The organism is Xylophilus sp. PBN-3R, assembly GCF_057747805.1.
In genome coordinates this window covers 2,670,140-2,691,985 of the sequence record NZ_CM173225.1, presented here as the reverse complement: position 1 = coordinate 2,691,985, position 21,846 = coordinate 2,670,140, and the positions used below count along the sequence as shown (strand labels likewise).

Sequence of the window (21,846 nt, the reverse complement as noted above, 5' to 3'; positions counted from 1 at the left end):
GCGGGCCTTCATTCACCTCACAACTTCGCAATAGAAACCTCAGTCGACTTCACCAAAGCCACCACCTCCGACCCCACCACCAGCTGCAGGTCATTCACCGATCGCGTGGTGATGACCGAAGTCACGATCCCCCAGGGCGTCTCCACATCGACTTCGGACACGACATCGCCCTTGATGATTTCCTTGATCTTTCCCTTGAACTGATTACGTACGTTGATGGCTTGAATGGTCATGTGTTGCTCCTGAAAAGCGGTTGAAAAAACTGGAAACCGAAAATAAGAAAGAAATCAGGCCGCCAGCTTCTGCGGCGACGTTGCCCGGGCCCGCGCCACTGCCGCCGGGTGTTGCGGCCGGGCCAGCCCCAGGTGTTCCCGCAGGGTGCGTCCCTCATATTCGGTGCGGAACAAACCGCGCCGCCGCAACTCCGGCAGCACGCCTTCGATGAAATCGTCCAGCCCACCGGGAAACCACGGGCTCATGATGTTGAAACCATCCGCGCCGCCTTCCTCGAACCAGTGCTGCAACTGGTCCGCGATGGTTTTGGGTGTACCGACGACCTGCTGATGCCCGCGCGCACCGGCAATCCGCAGATAAAGCTGGCGAATCGTCAGTCCGTCCCGCCGCGCCAGGTCCAGCAGTAATCGCTGGCGGCTTTGCGGGCCCTCGGTCGGCGGCAGTTCGGGCAGCGGCCCGTCCACCGGATAACCCGACAGGTCGAATCCGCCGGTAATGCCCGACAGCAAAGAAACTCCGACAACCGGGTCGATCAGCGACTGCAGTTGCTCGAACTTCTCTTCCGCCTCGGCCTGCGTGCGCCCGACCACCGGGAAGATGCCGGGCATGACTTTCACATCGTCCGGATGCCGGCCGTATTGCTGCACCCGGCCCTTGATGTCGCCGTAGAACTCCTGCGCCTCTTCGAATGTCTGGTGCGCCACGAAGATGACTTCGGCGGTGCGCGCAGCCAGGTCGCGGCCGTCTTCCGACGCACCGGCCTGCACGACGACCGGCCGGCCCTGCGGCGACCGCGCCACGTTCAATGGGCCGCGCACCTGGAAGTGCGCGCCCTTGTGGTTCAGCGGGTGCAGTTTGTCGGTGTCCAGGTAGACGCCGGTTTCCTTGTTGCGGATGAAGGCGTCGTCTTCCCAGCTGTCCCACAGGCCGGTGACGACATCGTGGAATTCCGCCGCGCGGCGGTAACGGTCGGCATGGGCGAACTGGGTGTCGCGGTTGAAATTCTGGGCTTCGGCGGTGGTGGCGGATGTGACCAGGTTCCAACCGGCGCGGCCGCCGGAGATCTGGTCGAGCGATGCGAACTTGCGGGCCACGTTGAAGGGCTCGTGGTAACTGGTCGACACGGTGGCGATGAGGCCGATGCGCTCGGTGACGGCGGCCAGCGCCGACAGCAATGTCAGCGGCTCGAACTGGTCGCTGCGGGCGGTGCGGGCCAGTGCTTCGAGGTTGCCGTTGCGCACCGCCACGCCGTCGGCCAGGAACACGGCGTCGAACTTGGCGGCCTCGGCCCGCTGCGCCACCTGGGCGTAGTGGCGGAAATTGACGCCCGCATCCGCCTGCGCTTGCGGGTGCCGCCAGCCGGCGATGTGGTGGCCGGTCTGCATCAGGAACGCGCCGAGCTTGAACTGCTTTTGGGGCTTTGACATGAAGGTCTCCAGTGAGGTTTGGAAAGGCTTACCAGGCGAATCGCAGGCGTTCGCCGCTGAACGGAAACACGGCTGCGGCGGGCGGCGCGGGCGGGGCAGGGCGCACATCGGTGGGGCCGCGTTCGGTGGGGTCCAGAAAGTCGGCCAGCACGTCGTCGCGGATGCGGATGAAGGCCGGGTCGCTGCGGTTGCGCGGGTGCGGCAGGTTCACCGGCACGATGCGGCGGATGCGCCCCGGGTGCGGCTGCATCACCACCACCCGGTCACCCAGGAAGACGGCTTCTTCCACGTCGTGGGTGACCAGCAGCATGGTGATGCGTTCCTTCTGCCAGATGCGCTGCAGCTCGACCTGCAGCCGGGCACGGGTGAGGGCGTCCAGCGCGCCGAAGGGTTCGTCCAGCAGCAGCACCCGCGGCCGGTTGACGAGGCCGCGGGCGATGGCCACCCGCTGCGCCATGCCGCCGGAGATCTGGTGCGGGAAAGACTTTTCGAAACCCTGCAGGCCGACCAGGGCGACGTGTTCGGCGATCAGTTCACGTTTGTGGCCGGCCGAAAAGTCGGCGTTGCGCAGGCCGACGCCGATGTTCTGCTCGACCGTCAGCCAGGGGAACAGGCGGTGGTCCTGGAAGACGATGCCGCGGTCCAGTCCGGGGCCGCGGATGGTCTCGCCGTCGAGCGTGATGCTGCCTTCGTAGTCGGTGTCCAGGCCGAGCACCAGGCGCAGCAGGGTCGACTTGCCGCAGCCGCTGGCGCCGACGATGCTGACGAATTCACCGGCCGGCAGTTGCAGGGCGATGTCTTCCAGCACCTTCAGGTTGCCGTCGGCGGCCTGGGTGCTGTCGAAGTTCTTGGATGCGACCCGGATATCCAGGTCGTGGGTGACGGTGTGGTCTGTGGTGATGCTGCTCATGGCGTTCTTTCGTATGAGAAAAGGCGGTTCAGCGGCCCAGCCGGCGGGCCAGCGAGCGCTCGACGGCACGTGCCCCGGCGTTCATCGCCCAGCCCACGAAACCGATGGTGACCATGCCGAAAATGACCATGTCCATCTGAAAATGCTCGCTGCCCTCGATCAGCAGGTTGCCCACGCCACGGCCTGCCACCAGCAGGTATTCCGCGCCGATGGTGGCCAGCCACGAATAGACCAGCGCCAGGTAGATGCCGGTGAAGATCGATGGCGCAGCGGACGGCAGCACCACCCGCAGCACCGTCTGCGTGCGGCTGTAGCCATAGACCCGCGCCACTTCCAGCAGGCTGGCCGGCGTGTTGCGGATGCCGTCTGCCGTGTTGACCACCACCGGCACCAGCGCGGCCAGAGACAGGAAGACGACCTTGGCCACGTCGCCCAGGCCGAACCACACCGAAATCAGCGGGATCCAGGCGAACAGCGATATCTGCTTGAAGGTGTTGAAGCTGGGGCCGACGATGCGGTTGAAGCGCGGCCACAGACCCAGCAGCCCGCCCAGCACCAGGCCGCCCGCGCTGCCGATGGCCAGGCCCGTCAGTTCACGCGCCAGGCTGGCTTGCAGCGCCAACCATAGGCGGCCGCTGACGATCAACTCCCAGCCGGTGGCGGCCACCTTGGCGGGGGACACCAGCAGGGCGGAATTGACCAGGTCCAGGCGTGCGGCCAGGGCCCACAGGGCGATGGCGACGGCGGGCACGACCAGGCCGCGCCAGCGGCCGGTGCCGGTCTTGCGGACGGGCTGCCCGGCTTCGGGCGGCAGCTCGGCGGCGAGCGGGGTGTGGTCGGCCACGCCGGCAAATGCGGGAAGGGTGGCGCTCATGCGAGGGCTCCGATCTGTGGGTTGGCGGCAGGCCGGGCGCCGTTGCGCGCGGCTACCTTGCGTTCGGCGAAGTCCAGCAGCCGGTCGATGGCGTAACCCACCGCGCCGACCACGATCACCGCCGCCATCACCAGGTCAAGCTGAAACAGCTGCCGGCCGTAGACGATGAGGTAACCCAGGCCTTCGCTCGATGCGACCAGCTCGACGACCACCAGCGACAGCCAGGCCTTGGTGAAGCCCAGGCGCAGGCCGGTGAAAAGGGTGGGCAGGGCGGTGGGCAGCACGATCTCCAGCACCTGCTGGCGGCGGCTGTAGCCGTAGACCTCGCCCACCTCCCGCAGCGAAGCGGGAGCCTGCCGGAAACCCTGCAGCGTGTTGAGCGCCACCGGCACCAGGGCGGCCTTGGCAATGAGGATGTATTTCAGCGGCTCGCCGATGCCGACCAGCAGCAGCACGAAGGGCATCCAGCCGAGCACCGGTATCTGCACCAGCGCGTTGAAGGTGGGCAGCAGGTAGGCCTCGGCCTTTTTCGAAAGTCCCATGGCGGTGCCCAGCGCCAGGCCGAGCGCGCTGCCGGCGATGAAACCGACGACTACCCGTTGCAGGCTGGCCTGGGCATGCATCCACAGGTCGCCGCTGGTGGCCAGGTCGCGCAGGGTTTCCCAGACGTACTGGGGCGGCGGCAGCACCTGCTCGGAGATCCAGCCCCGGGCCGCTCCGACGGCCCACAGGGCCAGCAGCGCGACGGGCAGCAAAAAGGGTTCGATCCGGCGGACGAAGGGGTGGGGCACGGCGCGGGAGGTGGCGGCGGACATGTCGCTTGGCTCCGTCCGGCTTCAGCGCGAAGCGACCGGCGTGGCGCTTCCGGCCTTGGGTTTGCCCTTGGCGTCGAAGGCGGTCCAGCGCTTTTCCAGGCCCTGCTGCTTGAGGGCGGCATTGAGGTACCTGGGTTCGAACCAGCCTTGCAGGGACACCGGTTTGCGGATCAGCTTGAGCTTGGCCGCGTCGTCCGACACCGCCTGGTAACGGCCGACGATGAAGTCGTCGATCAGCGGCGAGTTGCGGTCGGCCAGCGACTGCTTGTCGAACTCGGCTTCCCACGACGGCACCGGGGTGCCGCTGCGGGCCCAGATGCGGAACAGCTCGGCGCGGTTCCTGTCGTCCGATGCCCAGTCGGCGGCGCGCACGAAGACGTCGACCACCTTCTGCACTTCGGCGGGGTTCTTCTGCTCGAAATCCTCCCGCACCAGCAGGGCGGCCTGGCGGGTCAGCGCCGGGTCCTTGCCCTGGGTGGTGTAGACCACCTTGGCGAGGCCCTGGTCACGCACCTTGAACCATTCGTAGCCGCCGAAAGCCGCGTCCACGCCGTTCGACACCAGGGCCGCCTGCGCGCTGCCGGCGTCCAGGTTGACGGTCTTCAGGTCACGTTCGGTCAGGCCCGCGCCGGCCAGCACGTTGATGGCGACCAGATGGCCGTTGGTGCCGCGGAAGATGGACACCTTCTTTCCCTTCAGGTCGGCGATGCCCTTGATGTCGGACTGCGGCGGGGTGACTACATAGAGGTTGTTGCGGGCACCGCTGACCACCAGCAGCTTGGTCTTCAGGCCGTTGGCGCGGCCCACCACGGCGGGCAGGTCGCCCTGGTAGGCGAAGTCGATCTGCTGGTTGGACAGGGCTTCGTTCACCGCCGGGCCCGCGCCCTTGAAGAACAGCCATTCGACCTTGACGCCCTGGGCCTTGAAGGCTTCTTCGAGCCAGCCGTTGACCCGCACCACACCACCGGGCGAACCGCCCCAGGTGACGGGTTCACCGCCGCCGGCACTGGCCACGCCGATGCGGACCACATCGGTGGCGGCCTGGGAAACCTGGGCCGCACCGGCGGCCAGCAGGGCGATGGACGCCAGGGTGGTGCGGCGCAGGGTCGGAAAGCGGAAGGTGCGTGTCATGGCGAAATCCTTTGGGCAAAGCGGTGGCTAGCACGCTGCTTTTTCTGCGCAGCGTGGTTGAGAACAAGGGTGAAAAAAGCGGGCTAGCCGGTCTGCACCTGGGTGTGCGCGGCCAGCTTCGCGGCCACGTCGGTGCCGTCGAAGAAGTCCGGGTTGGCCTCGGTGTAGAAGCGGTAGGGATTGGCGAACACCAGGTCGCGGAAGTTGGCGGCGGTGATCACGCCCTGCTGCACCAGGTCCCAGCTTTCGGCCAGGGGTTCGGTCAGGTCGGGCACGTCCCAGTGGCCGATGTCGGACGACCAGATGGCGTTGATCTGGGCGCCCAGCGGATTGACCCGCGTGTTGAAGGCGGCGGCGACGGTGCGGTCGTCGGCTTCCGAGCCGAAATAGAAGGGCTTGACCCAGCGGTCGCGGATGTCTTCCGCGCTGGTGATGCCGGCGGCCAAAAAGTCGTCCAGCTCGTCGCCCACCGGTTCGCGGCTGTGGGGCAGGGCGGAAATACCCAGGCTGTCGCGCAGCAGAGTCTGCTTGTCGACCGGCCTGCCTTTGGTCAGGCTGCTGCCGTATTGCTCGAACAGCGCGGCCAGCAGGTCGATGTCGGCATGCGCGGGGTTGTAGTTCTGCACCGCATGGCGGTTGCGTTTCTCGAAGCGGTCGACCAGGTGGGTGAAGACATGCGAGCCCCAGTCGGCCCCGCCCTCGAGCAGGGCCACCCGCAGGCCTGGAAACCGCCGGGTGACACCGCCGAAGAACAGCGCCTTCGCAAACGCCTGCGAGCCGTCGGCGAAGTGGCCGATGTGGTTGAACATGTAGTTGCTGATCGATTGCCGGCCGGTCCAGCCCTGGCTGCCGTAGTGGGTGGTGACGGGCACGCCCAGTTCCACCACCTTGGCCCAGAAGGGGTCGTAGTCGTGCGGGCTGTCGATGCCGTAGAAGTCGGTGTAGCTGGCGTGGCGGGCCACGTCCGGATGTTCGGACTTCGGGTACCGGGCGGCGATCGACGGGATGGGCCGGCGCACGCCGCCGGCGATGTTGATGACCTTCAGGCCGAGGGTCTTGACCGCGAACTCCAGCTCCTCGATGCCTTCTTGCGGCGTGTTGAGCGGGATGCCGGCGACGGGGGTCAGCCGGTGGGCGTGGGGCCGGTACAGGTCGGCATGGAAATGGTTGATCGCGCGGTGCAGCGGCTGGCGGAATTCATCGCTGGCGGCGGCCGGCGACAGCACGTCGTTGGGGAACAGCACCGAGTAGTCGGCGCCCTGTTCGGACAGCCGTTCGGCCAGCAGTTCGGGCAGGGTGTAGGTGGCCAGGTCCAGCGTGTTGCGGGTGACGCGGGCCCACCACGGTGCGCGCAGGGTGCGGTGGTACTGGCGTTCTACGGGGGTCTGCTGGTACCAGTCCTTGCCGGCGGCCGACCTGGTGGCGAACCGGCCGCCCAGGGACTTGCGGAGCGCATCCACCAGGGCGCTGCCGCCGTAGTGCTGCACATAGTCTTCGAGCGCGGGGGCGTAGTCGTTGACATGGACATCGGTGTCGATCACCGGATGGTCCAGCTGCGCCTTGACGGCGGCGGATCGGGAGGTGCTGAGGCTGGGAAGTCGCGTGGTCATGGGGCTCTCCTTCGCTTGGGGTGATACGAAGGTTAGAGACCGATGACCCTTTCAGGAACGAACAAAAATGCTGGTGGTTCCTTGGTTTTCGACGCTTCGGAAATGACCCTAGACGACACGGATCAGCTGCCCGGCTGCGCGTAAGCCTCCTCGAAGAAATAGTCCTTCCACGAAGCCGCCTTGTTCTTCAGTACGCCCAGCTTGTACAGCTCGTCGGCATACACGAAGGTGCGGAAGGGCGATGCAGTGAAGTCGTTCTCCGGGTCCTCGACGATGCGGCGCACGAACTCGGGCGACAGCTTCGACTTCTGCACGTTGATGAAGGTCTGGGCGGCGTGGGGCTTGTCCTTGCGGATGATGTCCGCGGCTTCCAGCAGCGCCGCATAGAACGCCTTGTAGGTCTTGGGGTTCTCGTCGTGGTACTTCTGGGTGGTGTAGAGCACATTGAAGGTGGCCGGTCCGCCCAGGATGTCGTAGCTGCTGATGACCTTGTGCACCGCCTTGTTGGCGTCGATCGCCTGGTAGTAGAAGGGCGCGCTGCTGAAGTGGGTGTTGATCTCCGAACCGCCGGAGATCAGGGCGGCGGTCGCATCCGGATGCGGCAGGCTGACCGAGATGTTGTCGAAGCGCTTGAAGTCGTCCTTGCCGAACACCTTGGCGGTTTCGATCTGCAGGGTGCGCGACTGGAAACCGGTGCCGGCGGCGGGCACGGCGATGCGGTCCTTGTCGCTCAGGTCCTTGAGGGTCTTCACTTTCGGATTGTTCGTGATCAGGTAGTTGGGCAGCGAGCCCAGCGCGGCGATGGCCTTGACGTTCTGCCGGCCCTTCGTGCGGTCCCACAGGGTGAGCATCGGCGGCACGCCGGCCGACACCACGTCGAGCGAATTGGCCAGCAGGGCTTCGTTCATGGCGGTGGCGCCGGAAATCTGGTTCCACTCCACCTTCACGTCCACGCCGAGCGCCTTGCCGTGTTTCTCGATGAGTTTCTGTTCCTGCACCACGTCGAGCAGCAGGTAACCGATGCCGAACTGCTGGGCGATGCGGATCTGCCCTTCGGCATGGGCGGCGGCGGCGCTGGCGGCCAGGGCCACGGCGGTCAGGACGGAGACGAAACGCGATGTCATTGGGTCTTCTTTTGAGTGATGCAGATGGAGGGAATCAGTTCTGGGTGCCCCAGCGGCGTACGGTGAGTTTTTCGAGCGTGCCGAACACCAGCAGGTCGACCGCCAGGCCGATGGCGATCACCACGAACAGGCCGGCGAACACCTTGTCGGTGTAGAGCTCGTTGCGGTTCTGGAAGATGTACCAACCCAGCCCGCCCTTGCCCGACGAAGCGCCGAACACCAGTTCGGCCGCGATGAGGGTGCGCCAGGCGAAGGCCCAGCCGATCTTCAGGCCCGAAAGGATGGACGGCAGCGCGGCCGGGATCAGCAACTGCACCACGTACCGCGGGCCGGTCAGGCCGTAGTTGCGGCCGGCCATGCGCAGGGTGGCGGGCACCGACTGGAAACCGGTCAGGGTGGCCAGCGACAGCGGCCACAGCACCGAATGCACCAGCACGAAGACCAGGCTGCCCTGGCCCAGGCCGAACCACAGCAGGGCCAGCGGCAGCAGGGCGATCGGCGGCAGCGGGTTGAGCATGGCCGTCAGCGTGAACAGCAGATCCCGGCCCCAGCGGGTGGCCACCGCCAGGCTGGTCAGCACGAAGGCGCAGGCCACACCGACGCCGTATCCCTTCAGCAGCAGCGACAGCGAGATGCCCGCCTTGGCCGGCAGTTCGCCGGTCTTGAAACCGTCTGACAAAGCCAGCAGCGTCTGGCCGAAGGTCGGCAGCATCAGGTCGTTGTTCTGGATGCGGGCGATGGCTTCCCAGCCGATCAGAAAGGCGGCCACCACGATGGCGCGGCGCAGGGCGTCGTGGTTCCAGAGGCGGCGCCATGGGGTCTGCGGCGCTATGGCGATTTCCGCCGGTACGTCGGCCAGCGTGTATTCCACATCCGGCCGCGGAAGGTAGGCGATGGCGGTCATGCGTGGTCCTTTTCGAACAGCAGCCCGTGGATGCGCTGTGTGGCGGCGCGGAAATCCGCGCCGGCGATGTCCCGGGTGTCGAAACGCGATGCGTCGATCTCCGCCCGCAGTCGGCCCGGATGCGGCGACAGCACGGCGATGCGGCTGCCCAGCAGCAGCGCTTCGTCGATGGCATGGGTGACGAAAACCAGGGTGAAACGGAACTCGGCCCACAGCTCCAGCAGCTCTTGCTGCATGCGCTGGCGGGTAAGCGCGTCGAGCGCTGCAAAGGGTTCGTCCATCAGCAGCACACGTGGTTGCAGGGCCAGGGCGCGGGCAATGGCCACGCGCTGTTTCATGCCGCCGGAAAGCTGGTGCGGATAGGCGTCGGCAAACCTGGTAAGGCCCACTTTTTCGACATACACCGCAGCGCGTTCGGTGGCATCCCTGCCCTTGCAGACACCGCTGGCGCGCAGCGCGAATGCGACGTTCTGCGCGACGGTCAGCCAGGGCGGCAGCTGGTCGAATTCCTGGAACACCATCGCGCGGTCTGGGCCGGGTGCCGACACCTGCCGGCCCGCCAGATCGATGCGGCCCTCGCTGGTCGGGATGAACCCACCGATGGCCTTCAGCAACGAAGACTTGCCGCAACCGGACGCTCCCAGCAGCACATAACGGTCGCCTTCGTGAACGTCCAGGCTGACCTGGTGAACGGCGCGCACCGCGCGGTCGGGCAGCCGGTAGTCGATGCTGACTCGCTTCACCTGCAACAGGGGTTCGGCCGGCACCGGCCTGGATGCCGGCGGTTCGGCGAGGTGGAGGGATGCGGTCATGGCGGGTCCGGTCTGGCAGCGTTCGATCAGAAGGGCAGGTCGCCCTCGACGGTGGTGCGGTTCAAGCGGCGGCGCAGATGGTCGGGCGTGCCGGCGGCCAGATGCATCACCGAACGGTTGTCCCAGAACACCATGTCGTGCGGCTGCCATTGGTGGCGGTACACAAAGCGGTCCTGGGTGCTGTGGGCGAACAGGCGGGCGAGCAGGTCGCGGCTTTCGTCATCCGGCAGCCCGACGATGCGGGTGGTGAAGTGTTCTGAGACGAACAGCGCCTTGCGGCCGGTCTCGGGATGGGTGCGAACCACCGGATGGACGGCGGGTTTGACCTCGTTCAACTGGGCTTCGGTCAGCTTGGGCCGCCACGGGCTGCGGGCGCGCAGTTCCTCGTACTTGGCGAGGTAGCTGTGTTCGGCCTTCAGGCCCTGGACCGCACGCAGAAGTTCTGCCGGGAGTTCGTCGAATGCCGCGTGCTGGTTGGCGAACAGCGTGTCGCCGCCTTCCGCAGGCAACTCCTGCGCGTGCAGCAGCGATCCCAGGCTGGGCGTGTCTTTATAGGAGAGGTCTGAATGCCAGAAATGCCCCGCGTCGCCCAGACCGATGGGCTGGCCCTGTTCGTTCTTGATGTTGGACACCACCAGGATTTCGGGATGGTCGGCCAGCAGGAAGTTCTTGAGAACATGGATCTGCAGCGGTCCGAAACGCCGGCTGAACGCCACCTGCTCGGCCGGGGTGATGCGCTGGTCGCGGAACACCAGCACATGGTGGTCGAGGTGGGCCTGGTGGATGCGGGCGAAGTCTTCGTCGGCCAGCGGCCGGCCGAGGTCCAGGCCGATGACTTCAGCGCCCAGCGCCGGGCCTAGGGGCTGGATGGTAAGAGCGTTTTCAAGAACAGCGGACATGGGACACCTGTGGGAACGGCGATGGGGAATCACTGCATTACAGGCGTGGCCCAATTGCGGGAAAACGAAGGTTTCCGCGTTTCCTTATTCGGCAGGCGCATTAACACTTCGGGTTGCCGCTTTAATCGCCCGGACAAATGTCGGTCGAATCCGGTTTCTGTGGCAGAACTGCGACGGATTCAATCCACGCTTGAATCCATGAACGCGGGTTCCTGCGTAACTTCATGTTGGCGGTTTGCCGCCCATGCAATCCTCTCAATTTGGCTGCGTTACAGCCCCCCGATGTCCGCGATTTCCAACGATGCCTAAGCCATTCGCCAAAGCCTTGCCAGCTGCGTTTCGAACCCTGCACCGACAGCCTTGCCGATTTTCCGCAGCCTATCTTTTGGGCATGGCGGCCGCCATCTGCCTCTGCCCGTCGGCCCAGGCGCAGCAGGCCCTGGCGGAGCCGACGGCTTCGGCGGACGACGCGCCGTCACCCTGGAGCGTCAGCGGTTTCGGCACGCTGGGTGCGCTGCACAAGTCGGGCGGCGGCGACTGGGGTTTCGTGCGCAACATCACCCAGCTGGGGCCGGATTCACGCTTCAGCGCAACGCCGGATTCGCGGCTGGGCGCGCAAGTCAACTGGAACGGCGGCCCACAATGGGAGGCCGGGCTGCAGGGCGTCGTGCTGTCGAGGCCGCAGGGCACTCCCGCGGAAGAACTGATCCAGTGGGCTTATGTCGGATACCGGCCGACCCCGGACACCCGCATCCGGTTGGGCCGCAACACCCCGGACGTCTTCCTGTTCGCAGACAGCAGGAACGTCGGATATGCATTGCCGTGGGCCCGCCCCCCGGCGGACTTCTATGCGTTTTTCCCGCTCGCCTCGATCGATGGCGTCGACCTCGAGCAGCAGTGGTCTTCGTCGGGCGCGACCTGGCGTGCCAGGGCCACCGCCGGCAATGTGCGCACCAGCGCGACCGAGATCAACGGCAGCCGGCTCGCCTTGAAGGGGCGCGACACCATGGCCTTCGGACTGTCGCGCGAGGACGGCGGGCTGCTGCTGAAGGTGAGCTACCTGCGCAGCCAGGTTCGCCTGAATTCCGGACCCGAGGTCGGTCAGTTGCGCGGCGCGCTGGACCAACTGGGCGCACTGCCGGTCGCCGGCCTGGCCGCCAGCCTCGAACCCTTGAACCAGAACCTCTGGACCGGTGGCAGCACCCGCTACCTCACCTTGTCGACCCAGTACGAAACGGGTCCCTGGACCTTCATCGCAGAAGGCAGCCAGCTGCGGGTGCCGGGCAGTCCGCTCAGCGCCCGCCGCGCCTATGCCAGCGTGGGCTGGCGCCACGGTGCGGTCACCTATTACGGCCTGGCGAGCCGGGTCAAGCCGGACGATCCGGCCGCGTCGGCGCCCGAACTGGCTTCTTCGCTCGCGCCGGTCATCGGCCCTGCAGCAGCCCAGCAGGCACAGTTGCTGGCCGGTTATGCCGCCGCCGCCGGCGACAACTACCGTTTCGACCAGACCACCCTGGGCGCGGGCCTGCGGTGGGATTTCCTGCCGAACGCGGCACTCAAGCTGCAGGTCGACCGCTTCAACGTGCGGCAGCACGGCGGAGCGGGTTGGCGTTTCTATGACGGCTCGGCAGGCAAGGGCACGCTGGTGTCGGTGCTGGTCGATTTCGTATGGGGGCAGTAATGTTGAGCATTGTCCGACCCCCCTTCGCCGCGGCCTTGCTGGCCCTGGTCCTGATCGGCCTGGCGTTGCGGGCGCACGCCATTTCGGCGGAACCGATCTACGTCGTGGTCTCTGCCCAGAGCGCCGTCCGCAACCTGACCCAGCAAGACCTGCTGGCCCTGTACACCGGCCGCACACGAACGCTGCCCGGAGCACAGGAAATAAAGCCGATCGACCAGCAGCGCGACGGAATGGCGCGCGCCGACTTCTACCTCGCGCTGACCGGCATGGACATCGCGCGTATCAACAGCTATTGGGCCCGGCTGCATTTCACCGGCCAGGTGCAACCGCCGCAGACGGTGATCGACGACACGGCCGTGGTGCAGCGTGTGAAGACCGACCGCTCGGCCATCGGTTATGTCACCCGCGAGCCGCAGGATCCGTCGGTCCGGGTGGTGCTTCGCCTTCCCTGAACCGACGATGCGCAGCCAGAGCCTCCACGCCCGCTTCAGGGCCGCCGTACTGACCATCGCCGCGGCGCTTTCCGCGGTGGTCGCGGTCGTCGTCTACCTCAGCGCCAAGTCCTATTACCTGGACACCGCCGAAGCGTCCGCGAGGTCGATCGTCACCGCCGTCCAGCAGACCGTGGCCGTCGGCCTGTATGCACGCGACGATGTGTTGCTGAAGGAACTGGTCGAGGGCCTGTCCCGTCATCCGTCCGTGGCGAAGGTCGGTGTGCGCGACAGCGCGGGTGTCCTGATGGCTTCGGCATCCGCCGCCGGCGCACTCGGAAAACCGGCCGGCGTGCGGGCCGAAAACGCCAGGCCGTCCTTCGAGTCCGCCCTGATGTCGCCGTTCGATGCGCGCGAGACGGTGGGGCGCTTGCAGGTGTGGCTGGACGCCGACCGGCTGTCCGCCGAAGCCGGCCGGCAGGCTGCCCTGGTGGTGGGCGCACTGGTGGTGCTGCTGGCCGGGGTGCTGCTGGTGTTCAACGCGCTGGCCAGCCGCCTGCTGTCGCGGCCGATGCACCGCCTGGCCGGGGAGCTGCTGCGTATCAAGCCCGGCACCGCGCGCCGGCTGCCGATCGAGCCGCAACATGTCAGCGACGAGGTCGGCACCGTGACCGCGGCGGCCAACCGCCTGCTGGACCTGCAACAGGCGGCCCTGGAAAACGAACGGGCCCTGCGCGAAGAGATCGCCGCGCTGGAGGTGCAATACCGCAGCATCTTCGACTCGACCAGCGCCGGCATCTTCATCCTGTCGGCCAACGGCCGGCTGCTGCATGCGAACCCGGCACTCGGCCGGCTGCGCGGCGTGACGGACGACGACCTGGAAGGCGCCGACCTGTCGGATTTCGCCGCCACCGTCTTCGTGCGTCCGACCCAGCTGGCGCTGCTGATCGACCGTGCCCATGCGTCGTCGCAACCGGAGGCCGGCGACATGGAACTGCTGCGCGCCGACGGCCGGACCTCCTGGGTTCACTGCATGGTGTCGTCGTCTGTCGATGCGGCTTCCGGTGAACTGCGGGTGGAAGGCGTCCTCTACGACATCACCCAGCGCAAGGTGCAGGAAAACGCGGCGCACCACCGTGCCGAACACGACGCGCTGACGGGGCTCAAGAGCCGTGCCTACATCGAGTCGTCGCTGAACCAGCATGTCAACAGCGCCCGGCACGAACACGGCGCGGTGACCCTCATGTTCATCGACCTGGACGGCTTCAAGGCGGTCAACGACCAGTGGGGCCACGCGGCCGGAGACGCCGTGCTGGTCGAAGCAGCCCGGCGTCTCCGCGGCCTGTTCCAGCGGGCCTGCGACGTTGTCGGGCGACTGGGCGGCGACGAACTGGTCGTGATGATCGTTGGCGTGGAAGCGACCGATCCTGGCGTGGCCGATCTGGCGGAACGCCTCATCCAGAGCTTCGATGCGGCCTTCGTGCTGCCGCACGGCGGAACCATGCATGTGGGCGCCAGCGTCGGGGTGGCGAGCTACCCGCTGCACGCGACCAGCGCCAAGACCCTGATACATGCGGCCGATGCCGCCATGTACGCGGTCAAGCAGTCGGGCAAGGGCCGCTTCGTGATCGCCGAGACTGGCGCCGAGCCGTTGGAGGACGGGCCGGCCGAATGGCAGGACGCCGTGGATACGCTGGTTTCCACCTCCAATCAGCAGAGGGATCCGCTGACCGGCCTGATGGATCGGCGGCAGCTGGTCGAACAGCTGGCCGCCGAACAGGCGCGGGTCGCCGCCGGTGCCGGCCCGGCCGGGGTCATCTGTGTGGACATCGACCAGTTCAAGCTGATCAACGTGGCGCACGGTGCGCACGTGGGCGACGAAGTGCTTTGCGAGGCGGCACGCCGGATGGGCAGCGTGCTGCGCCGCCACGACATCCTGGCGCGCACCGGCAGCGACGAGTTCGTGGTGGTGGTTCCGGCGGACATCGGCATCAACGACGAGCCCCGGCGAACCGCAGAAAACGTCGCTGCCAAACTGCTGGAAAGCCTGTCGGGCAGCTTCGCCCTGGCACGCGGCCCGCTGGCCATCCATGCCAGCGCGGGCGTCAGTGTCATCGAGGCCTCCAGCGCCGAAGGCCTGGACGCGCTGCGTGAGGCCCAGTTGGCGCTGCGCCGCGCCAAATCGCTGGGCGGTAGCCGCATGGTGTTTTTCGAGCAGGACATGATGGCCGACCTGCACGGCCGCATCGCGCTCGAGGAAGACCTGCGGGCCGCCATCGGGACGAGTCAGTTCGCGCTGCATGTGCAGCCGCAGGTGGACCCCGACGGCCGGGTCAAGGGCGGTGAAGTGCTGCTTCGGTGGCAGCATCCCCATCGGGGCAATGTGCCGCCGGACCAGTTCATTCCGCTGGCCGAATCGTGCGGAGCCATCGTCGAACTGGGCGCGTGGGTGCTGCGCGCCGGTTGCGAACTGCTGGTCGAACTGCGCAGCCGGGGCGGCCGGCAGACGCTGGCGATCAACATCAGCCCGGTGCAGTTCACGCATCCGGATTTCGTGCAGGTGGTGCGTGACGCCATAGCAGAAAGCGGCGCGCCCGCCGAAGGGCTGATCCTCGAGATCACCGAAGGCCTGCTGATCACCGATATCGCCCACGCCACCGAGCGCCTGCACGAACTGGTCGCATTGGGAGTGCGGTTTTCCATCGACGACTTCGGGACCGGCTTTTCGAGCCTGGCCTACCTGCGCCAGTTGCCGCTGCACGAGATCAAGATCGACCGCAGTTTCATCATGGGCCTGCCGCACGACGTTGCGAGTTCCGGCATCGTCTGCTCGATCCTGTCGATGGGCCAGCACCTCGGCCTGCACGTGGTGGCGGAAGGCGTCGAGACGGCCGAGCAGTCGCGGTTCCTGGTGAATCAGGGCTGTCCGGCGCTGCAGGGATGGCTGCATGGCCGTCCGATGCCGGGCGACCATTTCCTGAGCCTCGCCGCCGGGTCCGGATTGCCGGTGAGCATGGCCGGTTGAACCGGTCGCGGCCGGTCGGTGTCCACTAGGCATGGACGCCCTGCAAAGGCCTCTACACTTCACATGGTCGCGCGTCCAAATGACTTGAACAGCGTTTATGAAAAAACAGGCCGTGAATTCCTATTTGCCGAATCGGCGCGCCGCACTTGCCGCCCTGGTCGGTCCCGCCTCCACGGTGGCGGTCGCACAGTCCGCCGGGCGACAGGCCCGGCCGACCGAACTCATCGTGCCGGCCGGCCGCGGCGGTCCCCTGGACGTGACCGCCATCATCCTGGCCGAAGCCATGGGCCGGCTGTGGCACCAGCATGTGTCGTTGCAGCACACCACGGGGGCGGTGCCCGGTGCGCTGGCGGTGGCCCGGAGCGCGGCTGACGGCAGCCGCGTGGGCCTGGCATCGCCGGCCCTGTGCATCAACGCGGCGCTGCGCGATTCGCTGCCATATTCGACCCTGACCGACCTGGCGCCGGTCTGCATGCTGGGCACTTTCCAATACGGCATCTTCGTCAATCCCTCGGTGCCGGTGCACGACGTCAAGCAACTGATCGCCTACGTGCAGAACGCCAGGGGACCGATCCGGTATGCCAGCCCGGGCATTGGCACCGGCTCGCACCTGGCGGCGGAATCGCTGGCGCACGAGGCCGCCCTGGGCCTGGAGCATGTGCCTTTCGCCACCAACGGCGCGGCCGAGAAGGCGGTTGCCGACGGGCAGATTCCTGTGCTGTTCAATGGCCTCAATGCGTCGATCGCCCAGATTCGCAAGGGCCCGCTGCGCCTGGTCGCGCTGATGGGCGAACGCCGGGTGGCCGATGCCACCGGGGTGCCGTCCGTCACCCAATACCTGCCCGGTTTCGAGTTCACCGGGACGCTGGGTGTCGTCGCGCCCAAGGGCCTGCCTTTCGGCATGGTGCGACGCCTGGGCCAGGACATCACCGACATGGTGATGGCGCCGGGCAACTACCGGCGGCTGGCCGATGCCGGCGTGGAAGCGGTCGCATCGACGCCGGACGAATACGAGGGCCGCCTGCGGGCGGACATCGCCCGCTGGCGGCTGGTCGGCCGCATCACCAACCTGCGCCTGCGTTAGGCATCTCAGTCGGGACGCCAGTCCGCCAGGCAGGCAGTGGCCAGGCGCCTTGCGTAACCGGCGTCGACATCGGCTACCGCGCCCATCAGCAACCGGTAGACGATGGGCGCGGCAACACGGTCGACCACGTATTCGACCGGCGGCGTCTGCTCGCCCCGGGAAGCGGCCTGTTCGACCATGCGGGTGATCTGGCCGGCGGTGAAGACCAGGCAGGGCGCCATGCCGTCGACCGTATGGCCGCCGTAGACCACGTCGCGCACCAGCGCCAGGCCGGGCTCGGAAGCCATTTCCTCGACGAAGAGTTCTGACCAGGCGAGCAGGTCGGCGCTGAAGCTGCCGGTGTCGGGTGCGTCGTTGTCGGCGCGCAGCCGGGCCGCCGCCACATCGGATAACAAGGCCGGCAGGTCGCCCCAGCGGCGGTAGATGGTGGAGGGCGTGACACCGGCCCGGCTGGCGATCATGGGCACCGTGATCGCACCACGGCCCATCTCTTGCATGAGTTCATGGGTGGCGTCGTGCACGGCGGATTGCACCCGTGCGCTACGGCCGCCGGTGCGTATTCCGGGTCTTGGTGTCATGTCGCCAATTTTAAAGCAAATAAATTGCTTTAACGATGCAAGCCGGGCACAATCCTTAAAGCGCAAATTTTGCTTTAAGGATTCCCATGCGAGCGGTTTCACCGTTGTCTTTTTCTTCTGCATTGCGACTGAAGGCTTCGCTGATGTTCGTCTTCATGGCGGCGTCGAGCGTGCCTTCGCCGCTGTATGCGGTCTATCGCGCCGAATGGGGGTTTTCGCCGGCCGTGCTGACCCTGGTGTTCGCGGTCTATGTGTTCAGCCTGCTGGCCACGCTGCTGACGCTCGCGCAGCTTTCCGACCACCTGGGCCGGCGCCCGGTGGTGTTGGGTGCCGTCGCGGGGGAGCTGGTATCCATCGTGCTGTTCCTGTGCGCAGACTCGGTCGGCTGGCTGATCGCCGCCAGGCTGGTGCAGGGCGCGGCCACCGGCGTTGCGCTGAGCGTGCTGGGGGCGGGCATTTCGGACCTGGACCGGGACCGTGCACCGGTCATCAACAGCGCGGTGCCGCTGCTCGGCCTGGGCCTGGGTGCGCTCGGCAGCAGCCTGCTGGCGGAATGCGCCCCGGCGCCGCTGCGGCTGGTCTACCTCATCGTGTTGCTGGTGCTGCTTATCCAGGTCTGGCTGGCCCGGCGCCTGCCGGAAACCGTGGCGGGGCGGCCCGGCGTGCTGGGTTCGATGCGGCCGCGGGTGGCGGTGCCGGGCCCGGCACGGAGCGGTTTTGTCCGCATGATTCCGATCGACGTCGCCTGCTGGGCGCTGGGTGGGTTTTTCCTGTCGCTGGGTCCCACGCTGGCCCGCCAGGTCACCGGCTGGAACAGCCCGGTCGTCGGCGGGTTGATGATTGCCGCGCTCACCGTCAGCGGTGCGCTCGGTTCGCTGCTGCTCCGAAAACTCGCGGCCCCCGTGTTGATGCGGATAGGCGCCACCACGCTGGCGGCAGGGGTCGGCCTGGTGCTGGTTTCCACGGCGATGGCCTCGACCCTGCTGTTTTTCATCGGAAGCGTGGTGGCCGGCGTTGGGTTCGGCGTCGGTTTCATGGCCGCGCTGCGCACCGCCATGGCCAGTGCCACGCCGGCCCAAAGGGCATCGTTGATGGCCGCGTTCCTGGTGCTGAGTTATTGCGCCTTCAGCCTGCCGGCGCTGGCGGCCGGCGCGGCCGTCGGACATTTCGGCCTGCTGGCGACATCGCAGGCCTATGGGGGGCTGGTGGTACTGCTGGCTGCCGTGGCCTTCGTCGGCACCTTCAAGGGCACGGCGGCGCCCCGATTCAGCCGTCCTGGTTGATCTTCGCGATCAGTTCGGACAGCACCTGCCGGGCGTCGTCGTTCTCGACCTGGCAGGTGCCTGCATTCTCGTGTCCGCCGCCGCCGTACTGCAGCATGAGGGCTCCGATATTGGTCCTGGAACTGCGGTTGAGGATGGACTTGCCGGTGGCGAAAACCGTGTTCTGCTGCTTCAGCCCCCACAACACGTGGATGGAGATGTTGGTGTCCGGGAACATGGCGTAGATCATGAAGCGGTTGCCCGCGTAGATGGTCTCTTCGTGGCGCAGGTCCAGCACCACGAGGTTGCCGTGGACGGTGGAGCAGCGGCGCAGCTGGTCCTCGAATTTCTCGCGGTGTTCGAAGTACATGGCCGAGCGTTCGACCACGTCGGGCAACTGCATGATCTCGTCCAGCCCCAGCCGGGCGCAGCTGTCGATCAACTCCATCATCAGCTGGTAGTTCGAGATCCGGAAATCGCGGAAACGGCCCAGGCCGGTGCGCGAATCCATCAGGTAGTTGAGCAGCACCCAGCCTTCTGGGTCGAGGATTTCCTCGCGGCTGAAACGGGCCGCATCGGCCTTGTCGACTGCGGCCATCATTCCGTCCCACGCCTGCGGAAAAACCTTGTCGCCGCCGAAATGGCGATAGACCACCCGCGCGGCCGAGGGGGCGTCGGCGTCTATCACGTAGTTTTCGGTCGTCCCGCCGTTACGTGCGACTTCGGACGAATGGTGGTCGAACACCATGTGGGCGCCCGGCACATAGGGCAGGTTGGTGGTGATGTCGCGCGGGCCGATCTCGACCTTGCCGTCCTGCATGTCCTTCGGATGGACGAACTTGATCTCGTCGATCATGTCCAGATGCTTGAGCAGCACGGCGCAGACCAGGCCGTCGAAATCGCTGCGGGTGACTAGTCGGTATTTGGTGGTTTGCATGCTCGGTCTTGCCTGAAGTGAGCCGGTTTGCCGGCAGTCGTACATGTAATTTTGCACATCAAAACATAGTTTTTGCTGGAAATCGGCTTACTGAAGTGGCGCTCAGTGCTGGGCAGCGGCGAGCGCCTTGTGCAGCGCGGCCACCAGAGGCATCTGCGAATGGCGCTTGCGTTCCAGCAGGCCGATGGCACGTTGCAGGTCGCCGCGTTTCAGGTCGATCGCCCGCACCCCGGCGGGCAGCGGGAAATACGGCCGGCAGCGTGGAACCAGCGCCACACCCGCGCCTTGCGAGACCAGGCGGATCAGCCCGGAGATCTCGTCCATCTCGACCGCGTCGCGGACCTCGATCGTTTCCGCCTCCAGAAACTGGGCGACCAGGCGTCCGCCGAACGAGCCGCGGTCGTAACGCAGGAAGGGCTCGCGCCCGAGGATCGTCGTCCAGTCGCTGCCACGCACCGAGGCCGGCACGACCAGCGTGAAAGGCTCGTTCCACAGCGGCCTCCAGGCAAGCTCGGGCGGCAGTTCGAAATGCGGCCGGATCATCACTGCCGCATCGAGTTCACCCGAATCGACCAGGCCCATGAAACCGAGCGAAACGCCGGGCACGATCCTGACGCGCAACAGGGGCGTTTCGGCCCGCATCGCCACCAGCGCGTCGGGCAGGGCATGGGCCTGCACCGAGGCGATGGCCCCGACACGCAGCGCAGACGGCTGTGCGCCGGACGGCGGCTGGTGCAGGCCGTCGAACAGGGCGATGAGTTCTTCGGCCCGCACCAGCATTTCCTGGCCGGCCGCATTCAGCCGGGCGCTTCGTCCGACGCGGTCGAACAGCGGAAAGCCGAGGTTTTCTTCCAGGCGCTGAATCTGTGCGCTGACCGCCGACTGGGTGAGCCCGATGCGTGCGCCCGCCTTCGAGAAGGTGCCGTATCGACCGACGGCGAGAAACGTCTTCAGCTCCTTGACCATGCCGGAAGGCTAATCGAATTTATTTGTGAGGCATACAAATAAACATCGCTTTTCAGGATGAAGGACAGTTTCTAAAGTCGCGGTTTTTCTCCACGACGATTTGAATCATGACCGAACCTGCTGCCGCAACCACGCCTGCCACGATGCCGCCTTTCCACCTCGCCTTCCCGGTCCACGACCTGGCCGCGGCGCGCGCCTTCTATGGCGACCTGCTCGGTTGCCCGGAAGGCCGCAGTTCGCCGGACTGGATCGATTTCAACTTCTACGGCCATCAGATCGTCGCCCATCTGGCACCGGACGAATGCGGTTTCAGCGAGGTGAGCGCGGTCGACGGCCACGGCGTGCCGGTGCGGCACTTCGGTGCCGTGCTGTCGATGGCCCAGTGGCACGAGATGGCCGACAAGCTGCGGGCGGTGGGCACCGAATTCGTCATCGAGCCGTACATCCGTTTCAAGGGCGAGGTCGGCGAGCAGGCCACCATGTTCTTCCGCGACCCGTCGAACAATGCGGTGGAACTAAAGGCGTTCGCCAATATGGAAAGCCTGTTCGCCAGATGAGGGTGTCGAGGCGGCCGCCAGCCGCCTTTCGAAGTCGGTCGTCATGCGCCTGGGATGCAGCCGGCGGTGGCCACCGTCGAGTGCGAGTTCATTGACGATCTGGCGATAGATGGCGGTCATGCTGAGGTAGCCCAGCCGATGCAGTTCCACCAGCCGTTCGGCATAGGTGGCACGCAGCGCGGGCGGCACCAGGCCTCCGAGCGCCGCAGCCTGGGCGTGCGCGATCTGGAGGAGCAGTTCCGGGTTTGTCATCGTGTCTCCTGGCGCGAACCTTCCGGGCGGCAACCGGGCAATGCAGGCAGGCCCCATCTCACCAGCAAAAGGCCTGGGCCGGTGCCGGCAGGCTGCCGCGCATACGCCGCAGCACCCGCGCCGGCACATAACCGCGCGGCGCCCGCCGGGCCCGTGCGCGCGGGCTTTCGCGGCCGACGTTCCAGGCGCGTGCGGTGGTGGCGATGACAGCGGGGGCGTGCGCTTTCGGATCGGTGCTGGGCAGGGACATCTGGCTCTCCTCATGGACGGCCTCAGTGTGCAAACCCGGAGCCTGTTTGCGAACGATCCATATCGCAGTTCCATATGCGGGCA

At 66.5% G+C, this 21,846-nt stretch carries 22 protein-coding genes; 6 read left to right on the top strand and 16 right to left on the bottom strand.

Going from position 1 to position 21,846, the window contains the following annotated elements; translation table 11 throughout:
• Nucleotides 1-17: 17 nt before the first annotated feature.
• The 11 genes from AC3ANW_RS12810 to AC3ANW_RS12760 all read right to left on the bottom strand — a co-directional run bounded on the left by AC3ANW_RS12810 (nucleotide 18) and on the right by AC3ANW_RS12760 (nucleotide 10,740).
• Nucleotides 18-233, bottom strand: a complete 216-nt coding sequence (locus tag AC3ANW_RS12810; RefSeq protein WP_488341232.1) for a TOBE domain-containing protein — start codon at nucleotides 231-233, stop codon at nucleotides 18-20.
• A gap of 54 nt (nucleotides 234-287) precedes the next feature.
• On the bottom strand, nucleotides 288-1,661 hold the full coding sequence (locus tag AC3ANW_RS12805) for an LLM class flavin-dependent oxidoreductase (protein WP_488341231.1): 1,374 nt from the start codon (nucleotides 1,659-1,661) through the stop codon (nucleotides 288-290).
• A 28-nt stretch (nucleotides 1,662-1,689) separates the two neighbouring features.
• Entirely contained in the window at nucleotides 1,690-2,571 is an 882-nt protein-coding gene (locus AC3ANW_RS12800; RefSeq protein WP_488341230.1) for an ABC transporter ATP-binding protein, read from the bottom strand.
• 28 nt (nucleotides 2,572-2,599) lie between these two features.
• Nucleotides 2,600-3,445 (bottom strand): ABC transporter permease, encoded by an 846-nt coding sequence (locus AC3ANW_RS12795; RefSeq protein WP_488341229.1) that lies wholly within the window; start codon nucleotides 3,443-3,445, stop codon nucleotides 2,600-2,602.
• Entirely contained in the window at nucleotides 3,442-4,260 is an 819-nt protein-coding gene (locus AC3ANW_RS12790) for an ABC transporter permease (protein ID WP_488341228.1), read from the bottom strand. Before AC3ANW_RS12790 ends, AC3ANW_RS12795 begins: the two co-directional genes overlap by 4 nt.
• Before the next feature lie 21 nt (nucleotides 4,261-4,281).
• Nucleotides 4,282-5,391 (bottom strand): ABC transporter substrate-binding protein, encoded by a 1,110-nt coding sequence (locus tag AC3ANW_RS12785; RefSeq protein WP_488341227.1) that lies wholly within the window; start codon nucleotides 5,389-5,391, stop codon nucleotides 4,282-4,284.
• 83 nt (nucleotides 5,392-5,474) lie between these two features.
• Nucleotides 5,475-7,001, bottom strand: a complete 1,527-nt coding sequence (locus tag AC3ANW_RS12780; protein WP_488341226.1) for an amidohydrolase family protein — start codon at nucleotides 6,999-7,001, stop codon at nucleotides 5,475-5,477.
• A 122-nt stretch (nucleotides 7,002-7,123) separates the two neighbouring features.
• Nucleotides 7,124-8,125 (bottom strand): ABC transporter substrate-binding protein, encoded by a 1,002-nt coding sequence (locus AC3ANW_RS12775; protein ID WP_488341225.1) that lies wholly within the window; start codon nucleotides 8,123-8,125, stop codon nucleotides 7,124-7,126.
• Nucleotides 8,126-8,159: 34 nt separating this feature from the next.
• Complete coding sequence (locus AC3ANW_RS12770; protein ID WP_488341224.1) at nucleotides 8,160-9,029, bottom strand: ABC transporter permease; 870 nt, start codon at nucleotides 9,027-9,029, stop codon at nucleotides 8,160-8,162.
• Complete coding sequence (locus tag AC3ANW_RS12765; RefSeq protein ID WP_488341223.1) at nucleotides 9,026-9,841, bottom strand: ABC transporter ATP-binding protein; 816 nt, start codon at nucleotides 9,839-9,841, stop codon at nucleotides 9,026-9,028. The genes AC3ANW_RS12770 and AC3ANW_RS12765 overlap by 4 nt, the downstream gene beginning before the upstream one ends.
• A gap of 26 nt (nucleotides 9,842-9,867) precedes the next feature.
• A complete protein-coding gene (locus tag AC3ANW_RS12760) occupies nucleotides 9,868-10,740 on the bottom strand; it encodes a TauD/TfdA dioxygenase family protein (RefSeq protein ID WP_488341222.1) in 873 nt (290 codons plus the stop codon).
• Between the two features lie 391 nt (nucleotides 10,741-11,131).
• On the opposite strand from AC3ANW_RS12760, the gene AC3ANW_RS12755 reads away from it, so the two are divergent.
• From AC3ANW_RS12755 to AC3ANW_RS12740, 4 genes are all read left to right on the top strand, one after another.
• On the top strand, nucleotides 11,132-12,421 hold the full coding sequence (locus AC3ANW_RS12755) for a hypothetical protein (RefSeq protein ID WP_488341221.1): 1,290 nt from the start codon (nucleotides 11,132-11,134) through the stop codon (nucleotides 12,419-12,421).
• Nucleotides 12,421-12,873: a hypothetical protein gene (locus AC3ANW_RS12750; protein WP_488341220.1), complete on the top strand. Its 453-nt coding sequence runs from the start codon at nucleotides 12,421-12,423 to the stop codon at nucleotides 12,871-12,873. Before AC3ANW_RS12755 ends, AC3ANW_RS12750 begins: the two co-directional genes overlap by 1 nt.
• Before the next feature lie 7 nt (nucleotides 12,874-12,880).
• Complete coding sequence (locus AC3ANW_RS12745; protein ID WP_488341219.1) at nucleotides 12,881-15,877, top strand: sensor domain-containing protein; 2,997 nt, start codon at nucleotides 12,881-12,883, stop codon at nucleotides 15,875-15,877.
• Between the two features lie 112 nt (nucleotides 15,878-15,989).
• A complete protein-coding gene (locus tag AC3ANW_RS12740) occupies nucleotides 15,990-16,961 on the top strand; it encodes a Bug family tripartite tricarboxylate transporter substrate binding protein (RefSeq protein WP_488341218.1) in 972 nt (323 codons plus the stop codon).
• A gap of 5 nt (nucleotides 16,962-16,966) precedes the next feature.
• On the opposite strand, the gene AC3ANW_RS12735 is transcribed toward AC3ANW_RS12740, so the two are convergent.
• Nucleotides 16,967-17,539 carry a TetR/AcrR family transcriptional regulator gene (locus tag AC3ANW_RS12735; protein WP_488341217.1) on the bottom strand — a complete coding sequence of 191 codons (573 nt, stop codon included), beginning with the start codon at nucleotides 17,537-17,539 and terminating at the stop codon, nucleotides 16,967-16,969.
• Between the two features lie 104 nt (nucleotides 17,540-17,643).
• Between AC3ANW_RS12735 and AC3ANW_RS12730 the strand changes: the two genes are divergently transcribed.
• On the top strand, nucleotides 17,644-18,822 hold the full coding sequence (locus AC3ANW_RS12730) for an MFS transporter (protein ID WP_488341216.1): 1,179 nt from the start codon (nucleotides 17,644-17,646) through the stop codon (nucleotides 18,820-18,822).
• Here the strand turns inward: AC3ANW_RS12730 and AC3ANW_RS12725 are convergent.
• Both AC3ANW_RS12725 and AC3ANW_RS12720 read right to left on the bottom strand, forming a co-directional pair.
• A complete protein-coding gene (locus AC3ANW_RS12725; protein ID WP_488341215.1) occupies nucleotides 18,806-19,738 on the bottom strand; it encodes an exopolyphosphatase in 933 nt (310 codons plus the stop codon). The genes AC3ANW_RS12730 and AC3ANW_RS12725 overlap by 17 nt on opposite strands.
• Nucleotides 19,739-19,840: 102 nt before the next feature.
• Nucleotides 19,841-20,704, bottom strand: a complete 864-nt coding sequence (locus AC3ANW_RS12720) for a LysR family transcriptional regulator (protein WP_488341214.1) — start codon at nucleotides 20,702-20,704, stop codon at nucleotides 19,841-19,843.
• Nucleotides 20,705-20,811: 107 nt separating this feature from the next.
• Here AC3ANW_RS12720 and AC3ANW_RS12715 point away from each other — a divergent pair, with 107 nt between their 5' ends.
• Nucleotides 20,812-21,261: a VOC family protein gene (locus tag AC3ANW_RS12715; RefSeq protein WP_488341213.1), complete on the top strand. Its 450-nt coding sequence runs from the start codon at nucleotides 20,812-20,814 to the stop codon at nucleotides 21,259-21,261.
• Here the strand turns inward: AC3ANW_RS12715 and AC3ANW_RS12710 are convergent.
• A complete protein-coding gene (locus AC3ANW_RS12710; RefSeq protein WP_488341212.1) occupies nucleotides 21,220-21,513 on the bottom strand; it encodes a hypothetical protein in 294 nt (97 codons plus the stop codon). The two genes, AC3ANW_RS12715 and AC3ANW_RS12710, sit on opposite strands and share 42 nt — an antisense overlap.
• Before the next feature lie 58 nt (nucleotides 21,514-21,571).
• Nucleotides 21,572-21,763, bottom strand: coding sequence for a hypothetical protein (locus AC3ANW_RS12705; protein ID WP_488341211.1), 192 nt, complete (start codon nucleotides 21,761-21,763; stop codon nucleotides 21,572-21,574).
• Between the last annotated feature and the right edge of the window lie 83 nt (nucleotides 21,764-21,846).

Coding starts and splice junctions, on each gene's coding strand:
- AC3ANW_RS12810 (WP_488341232.1), bottom strand. CDS start 233: ATGACCATTCAAGCCATCAACGTACGTAATCAGTTCAAGGGAAAGATC.
- AC3ANW_RS12805 (WP_488341231.1), bottom strand. CDS start 1,661: ATGTCAAAGCCCCAAAAGCAGTTCAAGCTCGGCGCGTTCCTGATGCAG.
- AC3ANW_RS12800 (WP_488341230.1), bottom strand. CDS start 2,571: ATGAGCAGCATCACCACAGACCACACCGTCACCCACGACCTGGATATC.
- AC3ANW_RS12795 (WP_488341229.1), bottom strand. CDS start 3,445: ATGAGCGCCACCCTTCCCGCATTTGCCGGCGTGGCCGACCACACCCCG.
- AC3ANW_RS12790 (WP_488341228.1), bottom strand. CDS start 4,260: ATGTCCGCCGCCACCTCCCGCGCCGTGCCCCACCCCTTCGTCCGCCGG.
- AC3ANW_RS12785 (WP_488341227.1), bottom strand. CDS start 5,391: ATGACACGCACCTTCCGCTTTCCGACCCTGCGCCGCACCACCCTGGCG.
- AC3ANW_RS12780 (WP_488341226.1), bottom strand. CDS start 7,001: ATGACCACGCGACTTCCCAGCCTCAGCACCTCCCGATCCGCCGCCGTC.
- AC3ANW_RS12775 (WP_488341225.1), bottom strand. CDS start 8,125: ATGACATCGCGTTTCGTCTCCGTCCTGACCGCCGTGGCCCTGGCCGCC.
- AC3ANW_RS12770 (WP_488341224.1), bottom strand. CDS start 9,029: ATGACCGCCATCGCCTACCTTCCGCGGCCGGATGTGGAATACACGCTG.
- AC3ANW_RS12765 (WP_488341223.1), bottom strand. CDS start 9,841: ATGACCGCATCCCTCCACCTCGCCGAACCGCCGGCATCCAGGCCGGTG.
- AC3ANW_RS12760 (WP_488341222.1), bottom strand. CDS start 10,740: ATGTCCGCTGTTCTTGAAAACGCTCTTACCATCCAGCCCCTAGGCCCG.
- AC3ANW_RS12755 (WP_488341221.1), top strand. CDS start 11,132: ATGGCGGCCGCCATCTGCCTCTGCCCGTCGGCCCAGGCGCAGCAGGCC.
- AC3ANW_RS12750 (WP_488341220.1), top strand. CDS start 12,421: ATGTTGAGCATTGTCCGACCCCCCTTCGCCGCGGCCTTGCTGGCCCTG.
- AC3ANW_RS12745 (WP_488341219.1), top strand. CDS start 12,881: ATGCGCAGCCAGAGCCTCCACGCCCGCTTCAGGGCCGCCGTACTGACC.
- AC3ANW_RS12735 (WP_488341217.1), bottom strand. CDS start 17,539: ATGACACCAAGACCCGGAATACGCACCGGCGGCCGTAGCGCACGGGTG.
- AC3ANW_RS12725 (WP_488341215.1), bottom strand. CDS start 19,738: ATGCAAACCACCAAATACCGACTAGTCACCCGCAGCGATTTCGACGGC.
- AC3ANW_RS12720 (WP_488341214.1), bottom strand. CDS start 20,704: ATGGTCAAGGAGCTGAAGACGTTTCTCGCCGTCGGTCGATACGGCACC.
- AC3ANW_RS12715 (WP_488341213.1), top strand. CDS start 20,812: ATGACCGAACCTGCTGCCGCAACCACGCCTGCCACGATGCCGCCTTTC.
- AC3ANW_RS12710 (WP_488341212.1), bottom strand. CDS start 21,513: ATGACAAACCCGGAACTGCTCCTCCAGATCGCGCACGCCCAGGCTGCG.
- AC3ANW_RS12705 (WP_488341211.1), bottom strand. CDS start 21,763: ATGTCCCTGCCCAGCACCGATCCGAAAGCGCACGCCCCCGCTGTCATC.